Raw genomic sequence first — 17,733 nt, forward strand, 5'->3', positions numbered from 1 at the left:
ATATCGCGTCCATGAAGCAGGGAGTTGGTTATGGCGAATAACACGCAGTCGATCGGCTGGATTGGCGTCGGCCGCATGGGCTACCAGATGGTCGAACGGCTGGTGAAGGCGAACCACAACGTCTCGATCTGGAACCGGACCAAGTCCAAGGCCGAGCCGCTCGCCAAGCTCGGCGGGAAGGTTGTCGACAAGCTCGCCGATCTCGCCGGGGTCGACATCCTGTTCGCCATCGTCTCGGAGGGCAAAGACCTCGAGGAGGTCTATTTCGGCAAGGACGGCGTCGTCACCAACGCCAAAGGCAAGCTGCCGAAGACCTTCGTCGATTGCTCGTCGATCTCGGTCGAGGATTCGGAGCGCATCCGCGCCCGGCTGAAGGAGCACGGCGTCGATTTCGTCTGCGCGCCGGTGTCCGGCAACGGCCACGTCATCAAGGCGGGCAAGCTGTCCTCCGTCGTGTCCGGTCCCGAGGCCTCCGCCAAGCTCGCGATGCCGATCATCGAGGTGTTCGCGCCGCGCGGCGTGTCTTACGTCGGTGATGGCGAGCTCGCCCGCATCTGCAAGATCGCGCACAACGTCATGCTCGGTGTCGTCATCGCGAACCTTGTCGAGATCACGCTGCTCGCCAACAAGATGGGCGTGCCGCGTCACGCCTTCCTGGCCTTCATGAACAACGGCGTCATGGGCTCGATGTTCACCTCCTACAAGACGCCGGCGCTGGTCAATCTCGACTGGACCACCACGTTTACGCCGGAGCTGCTGCGCAAGGATCTCGATCTGGGTCTCGATCTCGGCCGCGAATGGGACGTCACGATGCCGGTCACCGCGGCGACCCGCGAGATGGTTCAGCAGCATATCGGCAAGGCGCTGTCGCAGGACAACAGCAAGGAAATCCTCGCGCAGGACTTCGCCCGCATGATGGAGACCTTCGCCGGTCTGTCCGGCATGAAGCTCGCTTCCGAAAACAAGAACGTCGGCATGGGGCTGTAGACGACCACACCGTCATCGCCCGCGCAGGCGGGCGATCCAGTAACCGATGAGGTAATGTCCGATTTCGGATATTTGCGTGTACTGGATGCCCCGCCTTCGCGGGGCATGACAGCGTAGAGAAATATCTGCCGCGCCCCGCCGAAAGCGGGGCGCGATTGCGTTTGAGGACCGACGACGCCGTTACGGCTTCGCGATATGCCGGGCGAAGCCGGTTACGGCTTCGCGATGTGCCATGCGCCGTTGAGGAAGCCGTCGCCGGTGATGTCGCCCGGCTTCTTGTCGTTCTTCCAGCCGTACAGCGGCTTGCCCTTGTAGGCCCACTGCTTGCCGCCGTCGTCGCGGGTGACGACGGTGTAGCCGCCGGACGCCTTGGCGTCGGCCGCGGCCATCAGCGGCGGCCAGTTGGTCGCGCAGGGACCGTTGCAGGCGGATTTGCCGCCGGCGTCCTTGTCGAACGTATAGAGGGTCATGCCCTTGCCGTCGGTGAGGACCTTGCCCTTGGCGCTGTCGCCAGTCTTGGTCGGCGCCATCTGCGCCAATGCGGCATCGGCCATGCCGACGGCCGCGATGAGTGCGGTGATGAAAACGATCTGACGCATGCTGCTCTCCTTCTTGGCGGCCTGACAGGACCGCTCTGGAGGCAAACCGTTTGGCGGGACCGGTATTCCGGCATGGGGCCGGACTTAATTTGCGCGGCGGCACGGAATAAAGCGCCGCCCGCGGTGTTGCGCCGCCCAAAAAAGAGGGCCGCTTTCGCGGCCCGTCGCTTAGGTGGAGGATTTCTAGCCGCCTGCGCTGCCTCTTTGGGCCGCGCGCAACGGATCGTACCGTCTCAATCAATCGGCGGGGGCGGTCCGTGGCAAGTAAAAAGGCCGTAAAGCGCTTGTCTCAGCGCACCGCGGAACGCACGGGCGCCAAAGCGCGAGCTGCCTTGGCCTGCTCGAAGCCATGCATGCCGAGCGCCCATTGCATGCCGACGACCGCGCCCTTGATCGGCTGCAGCAGCGCGAGCGTCATGCCGAGCGCGACGGCCGGCCACAGCGTCATCGCCACCCAGAACGGCCACACCGTCGCGGTTTCGACCGCGAGCACGATCGGCACCAGAATGTGGCCGACGATGGCGATGTCGAGATAGGCGGGAAAGTCGTCGGCGCGGTGATGGTGAAGCTCCTCGCCGCAGTCGGGGCAGGCGTCGTTGACCTTGAGGAATTTGCGGAACATCGCGCCGCGGCCGCAGGCCGGGCACTTGCCGCGCAGCCCGTTCATCATGGCCCGCCCGCTCGGCATCGCGCCGGAGCCGCCCGGTGTGGTGATCCGGAATTGCCCGCCTGTCATCGTTGGTTGCCTCATTGTGATCCGCTCAAGATACCGCTCAAGACATAATGCGCGCGGGGCGCCGCGGCCAGCGCCTGGAGTGCAGGCCTGCCCCGCAGGATCGGTACCATCTGACGCCGCACGGCAGTTTGCTCTGGGACAAACAAAAAAAGCCGGGGCGTTCGCCCCGGCCTGTTCGTGAGACGGCGGCCGCCGCTCAGTAGCGGTTGGCGATGGGGAGTTCCTCGGCCGGGAACAGCGAGATCAGCCGGCAGCCCTTGTCGGTGACCACCACCTCTTCCTCGATGCGCGCGGCGGAAGCGCCGTCGGTCGCCGGGCAGTAGGTTTCGATGGCGAACACCATGCCTTCCTTGATCTCGGTCGGGTGATCCATCGAGATCACCCGCGAGATGATCGGCCGCTCGTGCAACGCGAGGCCGAGGCCGTGCGCGAACTGCAGGCCGAAGGCCGAGATCTCGTCCGGGAAGCCGAACTTGTCGGCGGTCGGGAACACCTCGCAGATATGCGCGGTGGTCGCGCCCGGCTTGATCCGCTCGATCGCGCGGTCGATCCACTCGCGCGCCTTCTTGTAGGCGTCGTGCTGCGCTGGTGTCGCGCGGCCGACGTTGAAGGTGCGGTAGTAGCAGGTGCGGTAGCCCATGAACGACTGCAGGATGTCGAAGAACGCCTGGTCGCCGGGGCGGATCATGCGGTCGGTGAAGTTGTGCGGATGCGGGTTGCAGCGCTCGCCGGAGATGGCGTTCACCGCTTCCACGTCGTCCGAACCGTGGCGATAGAGGAACTCGTTGACCATCGCGACGATGTCGTTCTCGCGCACGCCGGGGCGCAGCTTCTCGTTGACGAGATCGTAGGCGCCGTCGACCATCGCGGCCGCGCGATTGAGCAGGTGGATTTCGTCCGCCGACTTGATCTCGCGGGCTTCCAGCATGATCTGCTGGCCGTCGACGATGTTGAGGCCGAGCTTCTGCAGTTCGAACATCATGGCCGGCTCGATGATGTCGATGCCGATCGGCAGTTTCTCGACGCCGGCGTCCTTCAAGAGGCCGAAGATTTCCTTGGCATGTTTCGCCATCAGGCCGAACGAGGGCTGGATGGTGCCGCGCAGGCCGAGCACGCCGGCCTTGCAGTTTTCCGGCTTGAGCCACGGTGCATAGAGTTTGTGGTGGACGGCGGCCGAGCCGAAGTCCCAGATGATCGGGTCGTCGCTCGACTTGGTCAGCAGCGCCCAGCGGGAAATCTTGTCGCGCTCCCACTCGCCGATCTTGGTCGAGGTGATGTAGCGGATGTTGTTGACGTCGAACACCAGCAGCGCGCCGCACTCCGAATTGCCCAGCGCCTGCTTGGCGCGGCCGAGGCGGTAACGGTGCATGCGGCGGTAGTCGACGCGCTCCTCGAAGTCGACGCCCATGGTGCCGAGCGCGGGAAGCGGACGCTCCCACTTGTAGCGCGGGTTGATGTCGTCTGCGGTGATCTTGTGCAGGTCGCGCGTGAGGTCGTCCATGACGCACTCCTCCTTGGGAAGTTCTGGTGTCACACAGCTATGGAGATGGCCGGATCGTCCGGCGGGCGTGGCCGCCAGTATACGCGGCGCGGCCGGGCCACGCCACTTGCGCGACCCGCATGGGTGTCCGTCAAGCGGCGGATTTCTTCCCCCACAGGCGCTGCGACGCGATGTCCGCGCCCTGGCGCAGCGCCTCGAGCTTCTTCCAGACCACCGGCGCGATCACCCATTCCCGCCCTGCGAAAGTCCCGAATCCGCAGTCGGTGGAGGCGATCACCCGCTCGCGGTCGCCGATGCTGGCGACGGCTTCCTCGATGCGGCGGGCCACCAGCTCCGGGTGCTCGACGAAGTTCGAGGTGGTCTCGATGACGCCGGGGATCAGCAGCATGTCCTTGGGGAAGCCGATCGTCTTGAGCGTCGGGTATTCGTGGGCATGGCGCGGATTGGCGAATTCGATGGACAGCGCGCCGACCTGCGCCCTGAGGAAGATCGCCAGCACCTTGTCGAGCGCGATGTCGAACAGGTGAGGCGCTTCGAAATTGCCCCAGCACACATGCAGCCGCACGCGGTCGCGCGGGATGCCCTTGATGCCGAGGTTGATCGCCTCGACCTGCGCCTCGCAGAGTTTCTGGAACTCGGCGTCGCTGAGATCCTGGAAATTGATGACGCGCGCCATTGCGAGATCCGGTGCGTCGATCTGCAGCGTCAGCCCGGCGTCGGTGATGGCCTTGTACTCGTGCGCCATCTCGCGGGCGATCGCCTTCAGATACGTCTCGTAGGAGTCGTAATAGGCGTTAAGCATCGTGGTGGCGATGATGCCGGGCGAGGGCGCGGTCATGAAGCCCTCCTTGAATTGTCCGGCCGAGGCTTTCTTGAAGCGCGCGACCTCTTCCTTGATCGGCCCGGTGTCGAGATATTTCAGCTCGGCCACCGCCTGCGGGTTGTTGTGACCCTTGCCGCGGCGCGGGAAACGGCGCTTCTGCACTTCCATCAGCTCGGGAAATTCCTTGAGGTCGCGCGGGTGGGGGCGGATCGACTCGCCGCCGAAGCCCGACATGCGCTGCGGCACATAGGTCTGGAAGCCGACGCGCTGCTGCTCGCCGTCGTTGCCGACGTCGACGCCGGCCGCGGTCTGCCGGGCGACGATCTCGGCGACCGCCTTGTCCTTCTCGGCGGCAAGCTGCCCGGCGTCGACGGTTTCGCCGGCTTCCTGCTTGATCAGCAGTTCGGTCAGCACGTCGTTGCGCGGCAGGCTGCCGACATGGGTGATGAGAATGCGGTCCCGGCTCGTTTCCATCGCGCGTATCCCTCCGTGGTCTGGCGTCGCGGCGCGACGGCGCGCCGCGGACCGGACTTTTTTGTTGGCGCGAGCTTACCGGCTTGCGCGGCGTTTCGCACAGCCGCGCCGGGCAATGGCCACGATAACCGCGGCGCATGCGTGCCGGGCGCCGAATTATATATCCGTTGCGGGGCTTGGCCGTGCCCGCCTAGTATTTCGCCGAAATCAGAACAAACGTCGAGCGGGAGGGGATGGCGATGACAACGGCGGCAACGACCGCGCACGATAGTTCCGCTGTGGCCGGTGCCGCGGTGGGAGCGGTCCCACGCGACTACAATTTCGCGGCCGACATCCTCGACATGAATCTCAAGGCCGGCCGCGCCAATAAGCCGGTCTATATCGACACGCGCGGGAGCTGGACCTATGGCCAGCTTGCCGACCGCGTCGAGCGGTTCGGCATGGCGCTGCGCTCGCTCGGCATCCGCCGCGAAGAGCGCGTGCTGATGTGCATGACCGACACCATCGACTGGCCGACCGCCTTTCTCGGCTGCCTCAAGGCCGGCATCGTGCCGATCCCGGTCAATACGCTGCTCACCGAGGCCGACTACAAGTTCATGCTGGCGGACAGCCGCGCTCGCGTGCTGATCGTTTCCGAGCCACTCTATGCCCGCTTCGAGGGTTTGATCGCCGGCGCGCCGGCGCTCGAGAAGGTCATCGTGTCGGGCGATGATGCGCACGGTCATCTGCGCTTCGAGGATCTGATCGAGAACGCCAGGGGCGAGGCCTCCACCGCGCCGACGACTTGCGACGACATCGCATTCTGGCTCTACACCTCCGGCTCGACCGGCAACCCGAAAGGTGCCGTGCATGTGCATGGCAGCCTGAAACTGACCGCCGATCTCTACGGCACGCCGGTCGCCGAGTTGAAAGAAGACGACGTCATCTATTCGGTGGCCAAGCTGTTCTTTGCCTACGGCCTCGGCAACGCCATGACCTTCCCGATGGCGGTTGGTGCCACGACCGTGCTGCTGGCCGACCGGCCGACACCGGACAGCGTCGCCGCGCTGCTGAAAAAGCATCCGATCACTGTGCTGTGGGGCGTGCCGACCTTCTACGGCGCGTTCATCGCGAGCGCCGCCGCGCCGCAGAAGTCCGAGGTGAAGCTGCGGCGCTGTCTTTCGGCCGGCGAGGCGCTGCCGGAGGAAATCGCCAAGCGCTTCAAGGAACGCTACGGCGTCGAGATTTCCGACGGTCTCGGCACCACCGAGATGCTGCACATCTATCTCACCAACCGGCCCGGCGCGACCAAATACGGCACCACCGGCAAGGCGGTGCCCGGCTATGAGATCAAGCTGGTCGGCGAAGACGGCCAGGCGGTGCCGCAGGGCGAGATGGGCGAGCTTTATGTGCGCGGCCCGACCAGCGCGATCATGTACTGGAACAACCGCGAGAAGTCGCGCTCGACCTTCCAGGGCGACTGGACGCGCTCCGGCGACAAGTACATCCAGGACGAGGACGGCTATTACATCTGCTGCGGCCGCGCCGACGACATGCTCAAGGTGTCGGGCCTTTACGTCTCGCCGTTCGAGGTGGAGGCGGCGCTGCTGTCGCATCCCGACGTGCTCGAGGCCGCCGTGGTCGGCTGGAACGACGAGCAGAAACTGGTCAAGCCGAAGGCCTTCGTGGTGCTGAAGTCGGCCGACAAGGCGAACGACGCGCTGGCGAAGGCGCTGCAGGAGCACGTCAAGCAGAAGCTCGCGCCGTTCAAGTATCCGCGCTGGATCGAGTTCCGCGCCGACCTGCCCAAGACCGCGACCGGCAAGATCCAGCGCTTCAGGCTGCGGTCGGAAGAAAGCGCCGGCGCTTGACATCGGCGCTGTAGGAATATAATCCAGATCGGTAAGGTCATCGCGGCCGGACGCGGCGGCGGTGGAGCCTCGGGAGGCGCAGCCGGTTTCGCAAACCGGCGCGTGTCTCTCGCAAAGACACGCGGGCGGACCCGATCGCAAGGGTATCCGCCACATGGGGTCTCGCAAGCCCCTGGCGCCTCCCGAGGCTCCATCCCGCGGGGGAAAGAAAAATCGGAGACCGGCGTACCCCGCGCCGTCAACAACAGGGGCGCACACGCACGCCTCAAGAAAAACGGGCGCCCTTTTGAGGCGCCCGTCGTAACTCTGCACTGTCATGGCCGGGCTTGTCCCGGCCATCCACGTCTTAACGCTACAAAGCAAGACGTGGATGCCCGGCATAAAGCCGGGCATGACGGGCTTCGTGTTTATTCCGCCGCAGCGCGCGACGGCTTGGCGTGGGCGCTGGCGATGTAGTCCATCGCCGCCTGCACGCCGCCCTTCTTGTGCGGAATGTTGGCGAGCGTCAGCGCCATCTCCGTCACCGCGAGGCCGCCGAGCATGTCGCCGTCGTTGATGTCGCCGAGGTGGCCGATGCGGAACATCTTGCCGGCGAAACGGCCGAAGCTCGCGCCATAGGAAACGTTGAAGTTGCTGAGCGCGAGCGCGCGAAACGCGTCGGCGTCGACGCCTTCCGGCGTCAGCACCGAGGTGATGGTCGGCGAATAGTACTTCGGATCCTTGCAGATGATGTCGAAGCCCCAGGCCTTGACCGCGCGGCGGGTCGCCTCGGCGAGGCGGTTATGGCGCGCGAACACGTTGTCGAGACCTTCCTCGTGCAGCATGTCGATCGCGACGGCGAGGCCCTGCAGCATCTGCGTGGCCGGCGTGTAGGGGAAGAAGCCGACCTTGTTCATGTTCAGCATCTCGTCCCAGGCGAGGAACGCCTTCGGCAGCTTCGCCGTCTTGTTGGCGGCGAGCGCCTTGTCGCTGATCGCGTTGAACGACATGCCCGGCGGCAGCATCAGGCCCTTCTGCGCGCCGCCGACGGTGACGTCGACGCCCCATTCGTCATGGCGGTAGTCGGTCGAGGCGAGCGAGGAGATGGTGTCGACCAGCAGCAGCGCTGGATGGTTCGCCTTGTCGATCGCCTTGCGGATCTCGTTGACCGGAGACAGGCAGCCGGTCGAGGTCTCGTTATGAAGAACGCAGACCGCCTTGATCTCCTTGTTCTTGTCTTCGGCAAGGCGCGCTTCGATCTTGGCCGGGTCGGCGCCGGTGCGCCAGTCGGAGGCCATGACTTCGGGCTTGAGACCGAGCTTCTCGGCCATCGCCTTCCAGAGATTGGAGAACTGGCCGGTTTCGTAGACCAGCACCTTGTCGCCCGGCGACAGCGTGTTGACGAGGGCGGCTTCCCAGGCGCCGGTGCCGGTCGCCGTGTAGATGATGACCGGATTGGTGGTCTTGAAGATGGTCTTCACGCCGTCGAGGCAGCGCTTGGCGAGCTTGGCGAACTCCGGACCGCGATGGTCGATGATCGGCGTATCCATCGCCCGCAGAATGCGGTCGGGCACCGGGGTCGGCCCCGGAATGTGAAGATGATGACGCCCCACGGGACGCGAGGAATTCTGAGCCATAGCTGACTGCTCCAAGAATGGCGTTTCGGCGACGGCGATTGCCACCGGACAAGCTGGAAAAATGCTGCGTGGAAAACCACGGCCCGGCCCCGTCTGCGGGGCGGTGCTTGTGGCGTTGAACTATGAATGCGACAGTCCGGTCAAGCGATTTTCGGCATCGCAAACATGACCTTTCGGGCATATGCGGCGGGCAAGGTCCGATCTGGGCGCAGGCGGGGCGGAGAGGCGGACGTGGCGGTTGAAAGGCCCGGTTTGGCGCGGCGGCTCAAGGCCGAAATCAGCGGGGATGTCTGGTTCGACCGCTTTACCAGGGGCCGTTACGCCACCGACGCTTCGCACTACCAGATCGTTCCGCTCGGCGTGGTTGCACCCCGCACGATAGAAGAAGCCGAACGTGCAATAGAACTTTCCCGCCTTGAAGGCGTCACGGTGCTGCCGCGCGGCGGCGGCACCTCGCAGTCCGGGCAGACCGTCAACGAATCGCTGGTCGTCGACTGCTCGAAATATTTGAACCGCATTCTCGACCTCGACGTGAAGCGAGCGCGCTGCACGGTCGAGCCGGGCATCGTGCTCGACGATCTGAACCGCGCGTTGAAGCCGCACGGCCTCTGGTTTCCGGTCGACATTTCCACCGCCTCGCGCGCCACCATCGGCGGCATGGCCGGCAACAATTCCTGCGGCGCGCGTTCGCTGCGCTACGGCACCATGCGCGACAACGTGCTGTCGATCGACGCGCTGCTGGCGGACGGTGCGCTGGCGCATTTCGGCGCCGTCGGTGCCGATCTCTCGCAGGTTCCGCGCAACTCGCCGCTGCGTCCGCTGGCCGAAGACCTCTTGAAGATCGGCGCGCGCGAGAAGGACGAGGTCGCGGCGCGCTTTCCCAAGGTGCAGCGCCGGGTCGGCGGCTACAATCTCGACGCGCTGGTGCCGGGAAAGAACGACATCAACCTTGCGCATATTCTCGTCGGCGGCGAAGGCACGCTCGCCTTCTCGACGCGCATCGAACTGAAGCTCTCGCCGTTGCTCGGCCGCCGCACCGTCGGCGCGGTGCATTTCGGCAGCTTCTACGAGGCGATGAATTGCGCGCAGCATATCGTGCGGCTCGCGCCGATCGGTGTGGAGTTGATCGACCGCACCATGATCGAGCTTGCGCGTGAGATCGCGATGTTCCGTCCGACGCTGGAAAAGTTCGTGCGCGGCGAGCCGGACGCCGTCCTGCTGGTCGAATTCGGCGAGAGCGACCCGGAAGAAAACCTCCGCCGGTTGCGCCGGCTTCACGACCTGATCGGCGATCTCGGCTTCGGCTGGGACAAAAGCGGCGCGAAGTGGGGCGGCGTGGTCGATGTGCTCAGCCCGGAATTGCAGGCCGCGATCACCGACGTGCGCACTTCCGGCCTCAACATCATGATGTCGATGAAGTCGGAGGGAAAGCCGGTCTCGTTCGTCGAGGACTGCGCGGTGCCGCTCGAACACCTCGCCGACTATACGAGCCGGTTGACCGCAATTTTCGAGAAGCACGGCACGCGCGGCACCTGGTATGCGCATGCGGGATCGGGCTGCCTGCATGTGCGGCCGGTGCTGAACCTGCGGCTCGAGAAAGACGTCCACGCCATGCGCGCGATCGCGGAGGAGGCTTTCGCGATGGTCCGTGAATACAAGGGCTCGCACTCCGGCGAACACGGCGACGGCATTGTGCGTTCGGAGTTCAACGAGCCGATGTTCGGCTCGCGGCTCGCGCGCGCCTTCGAGGAGGTGAAGGACCGCTTCGATCCGGACGGGCTGTTCAATCCCGGCAAGGTGGTGCGCGCGCCGAAATTCGACGACCGCTCCAACTTCCGTTACGCGCCCGGCTATCGCGGCGAGCCGATGACGACGCAGCTCGACTGGTCGGACTATGCCGGCGCCGGCGGCGGGTTCCAGGGCGCGGTCGAGATGTGCAACAACAACGGTGCCTGCCGGAAGATGGCCGGCGGCGTGATGTGCCCGAGCTATCGCGTCACCCGCGACGAGCGCGACGTCACGCGCGGCCGCGCCAACACGCTGCGGCTCGCGGTCACGGGGCAGCTTGGGCCGGACGCGCTCGCCTCCGACGAGATGGCGCAGACGCTCTCTTTATGCGTGTCGTGCAAGGCGTGCCGGCGCGAATGTCCGACCGGCGTCGACATGGCGCGCATGAAGATCGAAGTGCTGGCCGCGCGCGCGGCAAAGAAGGGCTTCTCGCTGCACGACCGGCTGGTCGGCTGGCTGCCGCGCTATGCGCCGCTCGCCTCGCGCCTCGCGCCGCTCCTGAACATGCGCAACGGCAGCGGCCTCCTGCGCCGGCTCTCCGAGACGCTTGCCGGCTTCACCGCGCGGCGCGACTTGCCGGAATGGCGGCGCGACATCTATCAGGACCGCGCCGACTGGACCGTCGGTCCGTCGGACGATCCGCGCCGCGAGGTCGTGCTGTTCGGGGACACCTTCAATCGTTATTTCGAGCGCGAAAATCTCGACGACGCCTGCAAGGTTCTGATGGCCGGCGGCTACCGCGTCCAGGCGCCGCGCGCCGCCGACGGCAGTTCGCGGCCGCTGTGCTGCGGGCGCACCTTCCTCGCTGTCGGCGCGGTCGCGCAGGCGCGTGCCGAGATGGAACGAACATTAAAGGCCCTTGCGCCTTATGTGGCGCGCGGCGTTCCGGTGGTCGGTCTCGAGCCGAGTTGCCTGTTCACCTTCCGCGACGAGATGCCGGCGCTGATGACGAGCGACGAGGCGAGGACGCTCGCGGGTCAGGCAATGTTGTTCGAGGAATTCCTCGCCCGCGAGAAGAAGGAAGGCCGGCTCGATCTGCCGCTCGGCGCGCTCGACAGGCGGGCGCTGCTGCACGGCCATTGCCATCAGAAATCCTTCGGCGTCATGGGCGGCGTCGAAAGCGCGTTGAAGCTCATTCCCCGCCTCGCCGTCGAGACGGTGGAATCGAGCTGCTGCGGCATGGCGGGCTCGTTCGGCTACAAGGCCGACACCATCGACGTGTCGCTGGCGATGGGCGAACTCTCGCTGTTGCCGGCGGTGCGGAAAGCGCCTGACGACGCATTGATCGTCGCCGACGGCACCTCCTGCCGTCAGCAAATCCACGACGGGGCGGGGCGCGAGGCGCTGCACGTCGCCCGTGTGCTGGCGATGAGCCTGGCGGCGCCTCGTCAGCCGTAGAACATATTGATCAAGACCAGCGACAGCCACGGCACGTAGCTGCACAGCAGCAGCACGCCGACCAGCACGCCGATGAAGCCGAGATTGGCCCGCGTCGTCGCCCAGATGTCGGATTTCGCGATCGAGCATGACGCGATCAGCACCGAGGCGACCGGGGGCGTCTGCTGGCCGATGGCGAGGTTCAGCGTCAGCACCAGCCCGAAATGGATCGGGTCGATGCCGACCTGATGGATCAGCGGCAGCACGATCGGGACCGTCAGGATGATCGCCGCCGCCGAATGCAGGAACATGCCGAGGATCAGAAAGAAGATGTTCAGCAGCAACAGTACCATGTAGGGGTTGCTGGTGAGCGAGACCATTGCGGTCGCGAGCTTCTGCGGCAACTGGCTTTCGGTCAGGAACACGCCGACCAGCGCCGAGGCCGCGACCAGCAGCATGACGACCGCGGTCTGGATCGCGGAATCGATGCACGCGGCGTAAAGCGACTTCATGTCGATGTCGCGGTAGACGAACAGCGCGATGAACAGCGCGACGATCACGGCGAGCGCCGCGCCCTCGGTCGCGGTGACGAAGCCGCCGAAAATGCCGCCGAGGATGACGACCGGCATGACCAGCGCCCAGGCGCCTTCCTTCAGCGCGGTGCCGAGCCGCGTGAGCTGGAATTTCTGCTCGACCGGGAAATTGTGCTTCCAGGCGTAGTAGTAGCAGAGCGCCATCAGGCCGACGCCGCCGAGCACGCCGGGGATGATACCGGCGATGAACAGCTTCACGGCGGATTCCTGCGCCATCGCCGCGTAGAGGATCATCGGGATCGACGGCGGGATGATGATGGCGAGGCTCGCCGAGGACGACGTGACGGCCGCGGCGAATTCCTTGGAATAGCCGCGCTCCTTCATCGCGGGAATCAGCAGCGTGCCGAGCGCGGCGACGTCCGCGACCGCCGAGCCGGAAATCTCCGCGAAGAACATCGAGGCGCCGACCGTCACCATCGACAGGCCGCCGCGGATAAAGCCGAGAATGGCGGTGGCGAGATTGATGAGGCGCCGGGCAATCGAGGAGGCGTTCATGATGCCGCCGGCGAACACGAACAGCGGCACCGCGAGCAGCGGGAAGTTGGTCGCGCCCTCGAACATCACCAGCGCAGCGTTCGGCAGCATGTGGCTGCCCTGCGCGATCCAGATCGCCGCGACCGCGACGACGCCAAGCGCGACGGCGATCGGCACATTGAGCATGACCAGTGCGGCCATGCCGATCAGCATTCCGACAATGGCGCCGTTCATTTACGGTGCTCCCGCGCGGCGATCTTGCCGTGCTCAAGCGCTTCCTGGAGTTCGTGGTCGACCAGCGGCCCGCGGCGCGCTTCCTCCAGCAGGTCCGGCAGCCGCAACAGTTCCGCCAGCACGAACATGGCGGACGCGATCGGGATCACCGACTGGGTCACCTGCAGCGACACCTCGGGGATCGACACCAGCGTATCGCCCTTCAATATCTTGACGACCTCGAAGCCGGTCCAGGTCAGCAGCGCGAAGAAGAAGATCGTGACGGCGGACGAAAACAGCGTCGCGCCGACGCGCCACTGCGACGGCAGCGAGTTGACGAAGCCGGCAAAGCCGATGTGCGCGCCGCGCAGCGCGGCCAGCGCGCCGGCATAATAGGTAAGCCAGGCGAGGGAAATTGCCGCCACCTCATCGTACCAGACGAGGGAATGTCCGCTCCACCGGAACACGAATCCCGCGGTGACGATGACGGTGACGGCGACGAGCAGGATCGCCGCGATCGCCTCCAGAAACCGGTTGTAGAAATGCCGAAACGCTTTCATGGGGGCTCGCACTGCCGCTTTGCGGAGGCGCCGGGCAATGGCCCGGCGCCGTTATTGTCGGAATTGCGTGACGACGCGCGTTCAGGAACCCTTGGCGAGCGCCAGGGAATCGTCGATCAGCTTCTTGCCGAGTGGCACTTCCTTGGAGAATTCGTCATAGACGCCCTTACTGGCGGCGACGAAGGCCGGCTTGTCGGCCTCGTTCACCGCGATGCCCGACTTCTTCATCTTGTCGACCAGTTCGTCGTCGAGCTTGGCGGCGAGCTTCAGGATATCCGGCTCCACTTCCTTGGCGGTGTCGGCGAGGATTTTCTGCACGTCTGGCGGCAGGCGCGACCAGCTTGCGCCGGCGGTGATGTAAGCCGGCGTGTAGACGTGACCGGTCATCGACAGATACTTCTGCACTTCCTGGAACTTCTGCGAATAGATCTGCGTCAGCGGATTTTCCTGGCCGTCCATCACGCCAGTCTGCAGCGCGACGAACACTTCCTTCAGTTCCATCGGCGAGGGGTTGGCGCCATAGGCCTTGAACATCTTCACGCGCCAGACGCCGCCCGGCACGCGCAGCTTCACGCCTTCGAGGTCGGCCGGCTTCACGATCGGGCGCTTGTTATTGGTGATGTGGCGATAGCCGTTTTCCCAGACGCCGAGGATGCGGTAGCCGGCCTTCTCGGCGATCGGCACCAGCACGGGGCGGATCACTTTGTCAGCGATGCGCGCGGCATGGCCGCGGTCCTGCACCAGATAGGGCATCTCGAACACGCCGAATTCCGGCGCGACCGAGGTCATGACGGTAGAGGGCAGCGCGAGGTCGGCGGTGCCGAGCTTGAGCTTTTTCAGCAGTTCACTGTCGCCGCCAAGCTGGCTCGAGCCGAACACGACGACCTTGGCCTTGTTGCCGAGCTTGGCGTTGGCGCGCTGGGCGAACAGTTCGGCCGACTGGGCAAACAGCGAGCCGGGCGCGCCGACATGGCCGAACTTGATCTCGGTCTGCGCCGATGCGGCGCCGGCGGACAGCAGGGTGGCGGCCGTGAGCGATAGCAGTGCCTTGAAGACAGACATGATTGATCCTCCCGACGTTTCTGAGCATCGCCCGGCGCGGCGGTTCCAGCGCGTGGCGCAATTTCTTGTGGCGAAGATCAATGCAAAATCGGGCCGCGATGGCAAGGCAGCGGCATGACGCGATGCGGAAATTTGGCGATCGGCCGTGCGGCATAAGGGACATAGAAGAACCCCGCCCGGCAGGGGACAGCCGGACGGGGGAGGTTCGGCGCTGGATGGACGGTGGGGTCGCGCCGATGGTGAAACTGGATGCCGGTCAGTAGGCGCGGCAGACCTTGACGGTGCGCACGTAGCCCCAGCGGTTCACCCGGTCTTCCCAGTGGCAGCGGTAGGCGGGTTCGGAAACATAGACCGGGCCGGGGGCGGCATAGGCGTTGGACACCGCGGCGGCGCCGACCAGGGCTCCGACGGCGAGGCCGACGCCGAGACCGGCGCCGAAGCGCGGGCGGGCTTCCGCGCCCGACGTGGCGATCAGCGCGGTGCCGAGGGTGACGGCGGCGAGGGCGGCGGCGAAGGACTTGGTCTTCAGAGCGGTCATGGTGGTCTCCATCCGGTTGAAAAGGGTGCAGCCGTCGCCGGCCGCTTGAGGATGGGTCGCGCTACGCGCTCCGGAGGTTCACATCCGGAGGGCAGAAATTTTATGTATGAATTTCAATCGCTTGGGTCGGCAGAGCGAGCCTCTCGTCGATAGGCCACGAAATCTTCCTTGCCGTCTGCGGCCCGCTGGCACATGCGAAGGCAAAGCGTTCTCGCGCCGCCGCCTCGTCGGGCTGACGACCCGGCCGTCACGTCAGGATCGCCCGAATGCTCGCAGCGTTTCACCTGTCTTTCTTTCACTTGCTCGCGGCGATGCTGACCCTCGCGGCGATCTTCGGCTACCTCAATCACAAGTTCCTGCATTTGCCCCGCACGATCGGGATGCTGATCGGCGCGCTCTTTTTGTCGGTCGTCCTGATTATCTGGGACGTCATTTTTCCGAACTATCTGATCAGGCCGTGGGCGACCGAACTTCTCAAACAGGCAGAATTCTCCAGTGCCTTGCTCGACGGTGCGCTTAGTTTTCTTTTGTTCGCCGCTGCGCTGTCCGTGAGCTTCGAAGACCTCTGGCAACGCAAGGGCGTGATCCTGCTTCTCGCGACCCTCGGCGTCATGGTGTCGGTCGTCCTGATGGGCTTCGGAATGTGGATCGTCTTCGGTCTGCTCGGCATTGCCATGCCGCTGAGTTGGTGTCTTGTTCTTGGCGCGATCGCATCGCCTACCGATCCCATTGCGGTCACGGCGACGCTCGAACGAATCGGCTTGCCGCGCCGGCTCAGCGCGACCATTGCCGGTGAAAGCCTGCTCAATGACGGCGTCGGCGTCCTGATATTTGCGCTGCTGATCGGGATTGCGGCCGGCGGAGGCGAGGACATCACTGTCGGACACTTTCTGTCGCTGTTCGCCCTTGAGGCCGTCGGCGGGGCCGTGTTGGGACTCGGCGGCGGCTATATCGCCTATCTCGCGATGAGGAGGATCGACGAGCACGATGTCGAAGTGATGATCTCGCTGGCGCTCGTCACGCTGACTTATAGCATCGCTGGCGCCCTGGGCATGTCGGGCCCGATTGCGGTCGTCATTGCCGGCGTCTTTGTCGGTAGCCGGGCCCGTGAACGCGCCATGAGCGAGAAGACGCGGCAGTATGTCGATGTCGTCTGGTCGGTGATCGACGAGGTCCTGAACTCGCTGTTGTTTCTGGCAATCGGCCTGGAAATCGTCGTGGTCGAAGCCAGCCTGCCCTTGTTCGTTGCGGCGCTGGCCGCCGCGCTTCTCAGTCTATTGGCTCGGATCGTGAGTGTTGGGCCGCTCTCTTTCATGATAGGGACGCGGCCTTATACCGGGACGCTGGTTGTGTTGACCTGGGCGGGCCTGCGAGGCGGCATTTCCATCGCGCTCGCCCTGTCGCTTCCGGAGTCGGACCATCGGCAGGCCATTCTCGCGGCTTGCTATGGAATAGTCCTGTTCACGATCCTGCTGCAGGGGCTTACGCTCGCACCGGTGGCGCGATACTTTTTCCCCGGCAAGGGGCGGCACTGAACAATGCGAGCGGCTTTTTTGGCGATGGTATGGGCTTCGTTGGCCGCCGCGGGCCTCGCCGCGCCCGCGCGGGCGCTCGACAAGGTGACCTTTGCCACCAACTGGGTGGCGGAGGCCGAGCACGGCGGCTTCTACCAGGCGCTCGCCGACGGCACTTACCGCAAATACGGGCTGGACGTGACGATCATGCCCGGCGGGCCGAACGCCAATCACCGTATCCTGCTGCCGGCCGGCAGAATCGACTTCTATATGAGCGCCAACACGCTCCAGGCGTTCGACGCGGTCGTCAACAACATCCCGACCGTCGTCGTGGCGGCGAGCTTCCAGAAAGACCCGCAGGTCTTCCTCGCCCATCCCGACGTGACGGCTTTCGCCGACCTCAAGAGCCGGACGCTGTTCGTCTCCAAGGAGGGCATGACCTCCTACTTCCAGTGGCTCAAGCACGACTTCGGCTTCGATGAATCCAAAGTGAAGCCCTATACCTTCAACGCGCAGCCGTTTCTCGCCGACAAGCGCAGCGCGATGCAGGGCTACGTCACCTCCGAGCCATTCGCGGTCGAGCAGGCGGCCGGCTTCAAGCCGAGGATCTTCCTGCTCGCGGATCAGGGCTTCGGCTCGTATTCCACGCTGATCGAGACGCGGCGCGATCTCGTCGAGAAGAAGCCGGATCTGGTGCAGCGCTTCGTCGATGCCTCGATCGTCGGCTGGTACAATTATCTCTATGGCGACAACAGCGCCGCCAATGCACTCATCAAGACGCACAACCCGGAAATGTCGGACGCGCTGATTGCCTATTCGATCGCCAAGATGAAGGAATACGGCATCGTCGATTCCGGCGATTCCCTCACCCTCGGCATCGGCGCGATGACAGACGCGCGGATGAAATCGTTTTACGAGTCGATGCAGGCCGCGGGCGTCATCAAGGCGGGCCTCGATTACCGCAGGGCCTACACAACGCGCTTCGTCAACAAGAAGGTCGGCCTCACCTTGCGGCCGAAATAACCGGC

The 17,733-nt window shown here is 64.9% G+C and carries 14 protein-coding genes; 5 read left to right on the forward strand and 9 right to left on the reverse strand.

All coding sequences use genetic code 11. The annotated features are described in order from the left end of the window. Positions 1-30 precede the first annotated feature (30 nt). Positions 31-987: an NAD(P)-dependent oxidoreductase gene (locus AB7F10_RS18650; protein ID WP_428564711.1), complete on the forward strand. Its 957-nt coding sequence runs from the start codon at positions 31-33 to the stop codon at positions 985-987. A 212-nt stretch (positions 988-1,199) separates the two neighbouring features. Here AB7F10_RS18650 and AB7F10_RS18655 read toward each other — a convergent pair whose 3' ends face one another. The 4 genes from AB7F10_RS18655 to AB7F10_RS18670 form a co-directional block, all read right to left on the reverse strand. Then, a complete protein-coding gene (locus AB7F10_RS18655) occupies positions 1,200-1,586 on the reverse strand; it encodes a COG4315 family predicted lipoprotein (protein WP_428564714.1) in 387 nt (128 codons plus the stop codon). A 289-nt stretch (positions 1,587-1,875) separates the two neighbouring features. Further along, positions 1,876-2,322, reverse strand: coding sequence for a DUF983 domain-containing protein (locus AB7F10_RS18660; RefSeq protein ID WP_428564717.1), 447 nt, complete (start codon positions 2,320-2,322; stop codon positions 1,876-1,878). Positions 2,323-2,518: 196 nt separating this feature from the next. Next, positions 2,519-3,823, reverse strand: a complete 1,305-nt coding sequence (locus AB7F10_RS18665) for a M24 family metallopeptidase (protein ID WP_428564720.1) — start codon at positions 3,821-3,823, stop codon at positions 2,519-2,521. 130 nt (positions 3,824-3,953) lie between these two features. Next, positions 3,954-5,120, reverse strand: coding sequence for a cobalamin-independent methionine synthase II family protein (locus AB7F10_RS18670; protein WP_428564723.1), 1,167 nt, complete (start codon positions 5,118-5,120; stop codon positions 3,954-3,956). A 293-nt stretch (positions 5,121-5,413) separates the two neighbouring features. Here AB7F10_RS18670 and AB7F10_RS18675 point away from each other — a divergent pair, with 293 nt between their 5' ends. Further along, positions 5,414-6,970, forward strand: coding sequence for a benzoate-CoA ligase family protein (locus AB7F10_RS18675; protein ID WP_428564726.1), 1,557 nt, complete (start codon positions 5,414-5,416; stop codon positions 6,968-6,970). A 407-nt stretch (positions 6,971-7,377) separates the two neighbouring features. Here AB7F10_RS18675 and AB7F10_RS18680 read toward each other — a convergent pair whose 3' ends face one another. Continuing rightward, the gene (locus tag AB7F10_RS18680) at positions 7,378-8,586 is read right to left on the reverse strand and encodes a pyridoxal-phosphate-dependent aminotransferase family protein (protein ID WP_428564729.1); all 1,209 of its coding nucleotides are present in this window, start codon (positions 8,584-8,586) and stop codon (positions 7,378-7,380) included. A 165-nt stretch (positions 8,587-8,751) separates the two neighbouring features. On the opposite strand from AB7F10_RS18680, the gene AB7F10_RS18685 reads away from it, so the two are divergent. Further along, the gene (locus AB7F10_RS18685; RefSeq protein ID WP_428564732.1) at positions 8,752-11,772 is read left to right on the forward strand and encodes an FAD-binding and (Fe-S)-binding domain-containing protein; all 3,021 of its coding nucleotides are present in this window, start codon (positions 8,752-8,754) and stop codon (positions 11,770-11,772) included. Here the strand turns inward: AB7F10_RS18685 and AB7F10_RS18690 are convergent. The 4 genes from AB7F10_RS18690 to AB7F10_RS18705 all read right to left on the reverse strand — a co-directional run bounded on the left by AB7F10_RS18690 (position 11,763) and on the right by AB7F10_RS18705 (position 15,191). Further along, on the reverse strand, positions 11,763-13,052 hold the full coding sequence (locus AB7F10_RS18690) for a TRAP transporter large permease (RefSeq protein WP_428564735.1): 1,290 nt from the start codon (positions 13,050-13,052) through the stop codon (positions 11,763-11,765). The genes AB7F10_RS18685 and AB7F10_RS18690 overlap by 10 nt on opposite strands. After that, a complete protein-coding gene (locus AB7F10_RS18695; RefSeq protein ID WP_428564738.1) occupies positions 13,049-13,591 on the reverse strand; it encodes a TRAP transporter small permease in 543 nt (180 codons plus the stop codon). Before AB7F10_RS18695 ends, AB7F10_RS18690 begins: the two co-directional genes overlap by 4 nt. Positions 13,592-13,672: 81 nt before the next feature. Next, entirely contained in the window at positions 13,673-14,653 is a 981-nt protein-coding gene (locus tag AB7F10_RS18700) for a TRAP transporter substrate-binding protein (protein WP_428587200.1), read from the reverse strand. A 256-nt stretch (positions 14,654-14,909) separates the two neighbouring features. Then, positions 14,910-15,191: a hypothetical protein gene (locus AB7F10_RS18705; protein WP_428564744.1), complete on the reverse strand. Its 282-nt coding sequence runs from the start codon at positions 15,189-15,191 to the stop codon at positions 14,910-14,912. Positions 15,192-15,457: 266 nt separating this feature from the next. Between AB7F10_RS18705 and AB7F10_RS18710 the strand changes: the two genes are divergently transcribed. Both AB7F10_RS18710 and AB7F10_RS18715 read left to right on the forward strand, forming a co-directional pair. After that, positions 15,458-16,726: a cation:proton antiporter gene (locus tag AB7F10_RS18710; protein ID WP_428564746.1), complete on the forward strand. Its 1,269-nt coding sequence runs from the start codon at positions 15,458-15,460 to the stop codon at positions 16,724-16,726. Between the two features lie 24 nt (positions 16,727-16,750). After that, positions 16,751-17,728 (forward strand): ABC transporter substrate-binding protein, encoded by a 978-nt coding sequence (locus AB7F10_RS18715; protein ID WP_428564749.1) that lies wholly within the window; start codon positions 16,751-16,753, stop codon positions 17,726-17,728. Positions 17,729-17,733: the final 5 nt, after the last annotated feature.

The sequence above is a fragment of the Pseudolabrys sp. genome (assembly GCF_050250095.1).
In the GTDB taxonomy this organism is placed as follows: Bacteria; Pseudomonadota; Alphaproteobacteria; order Rhizobiales; family Xanthobacteraceae; genus Pseudolabrys.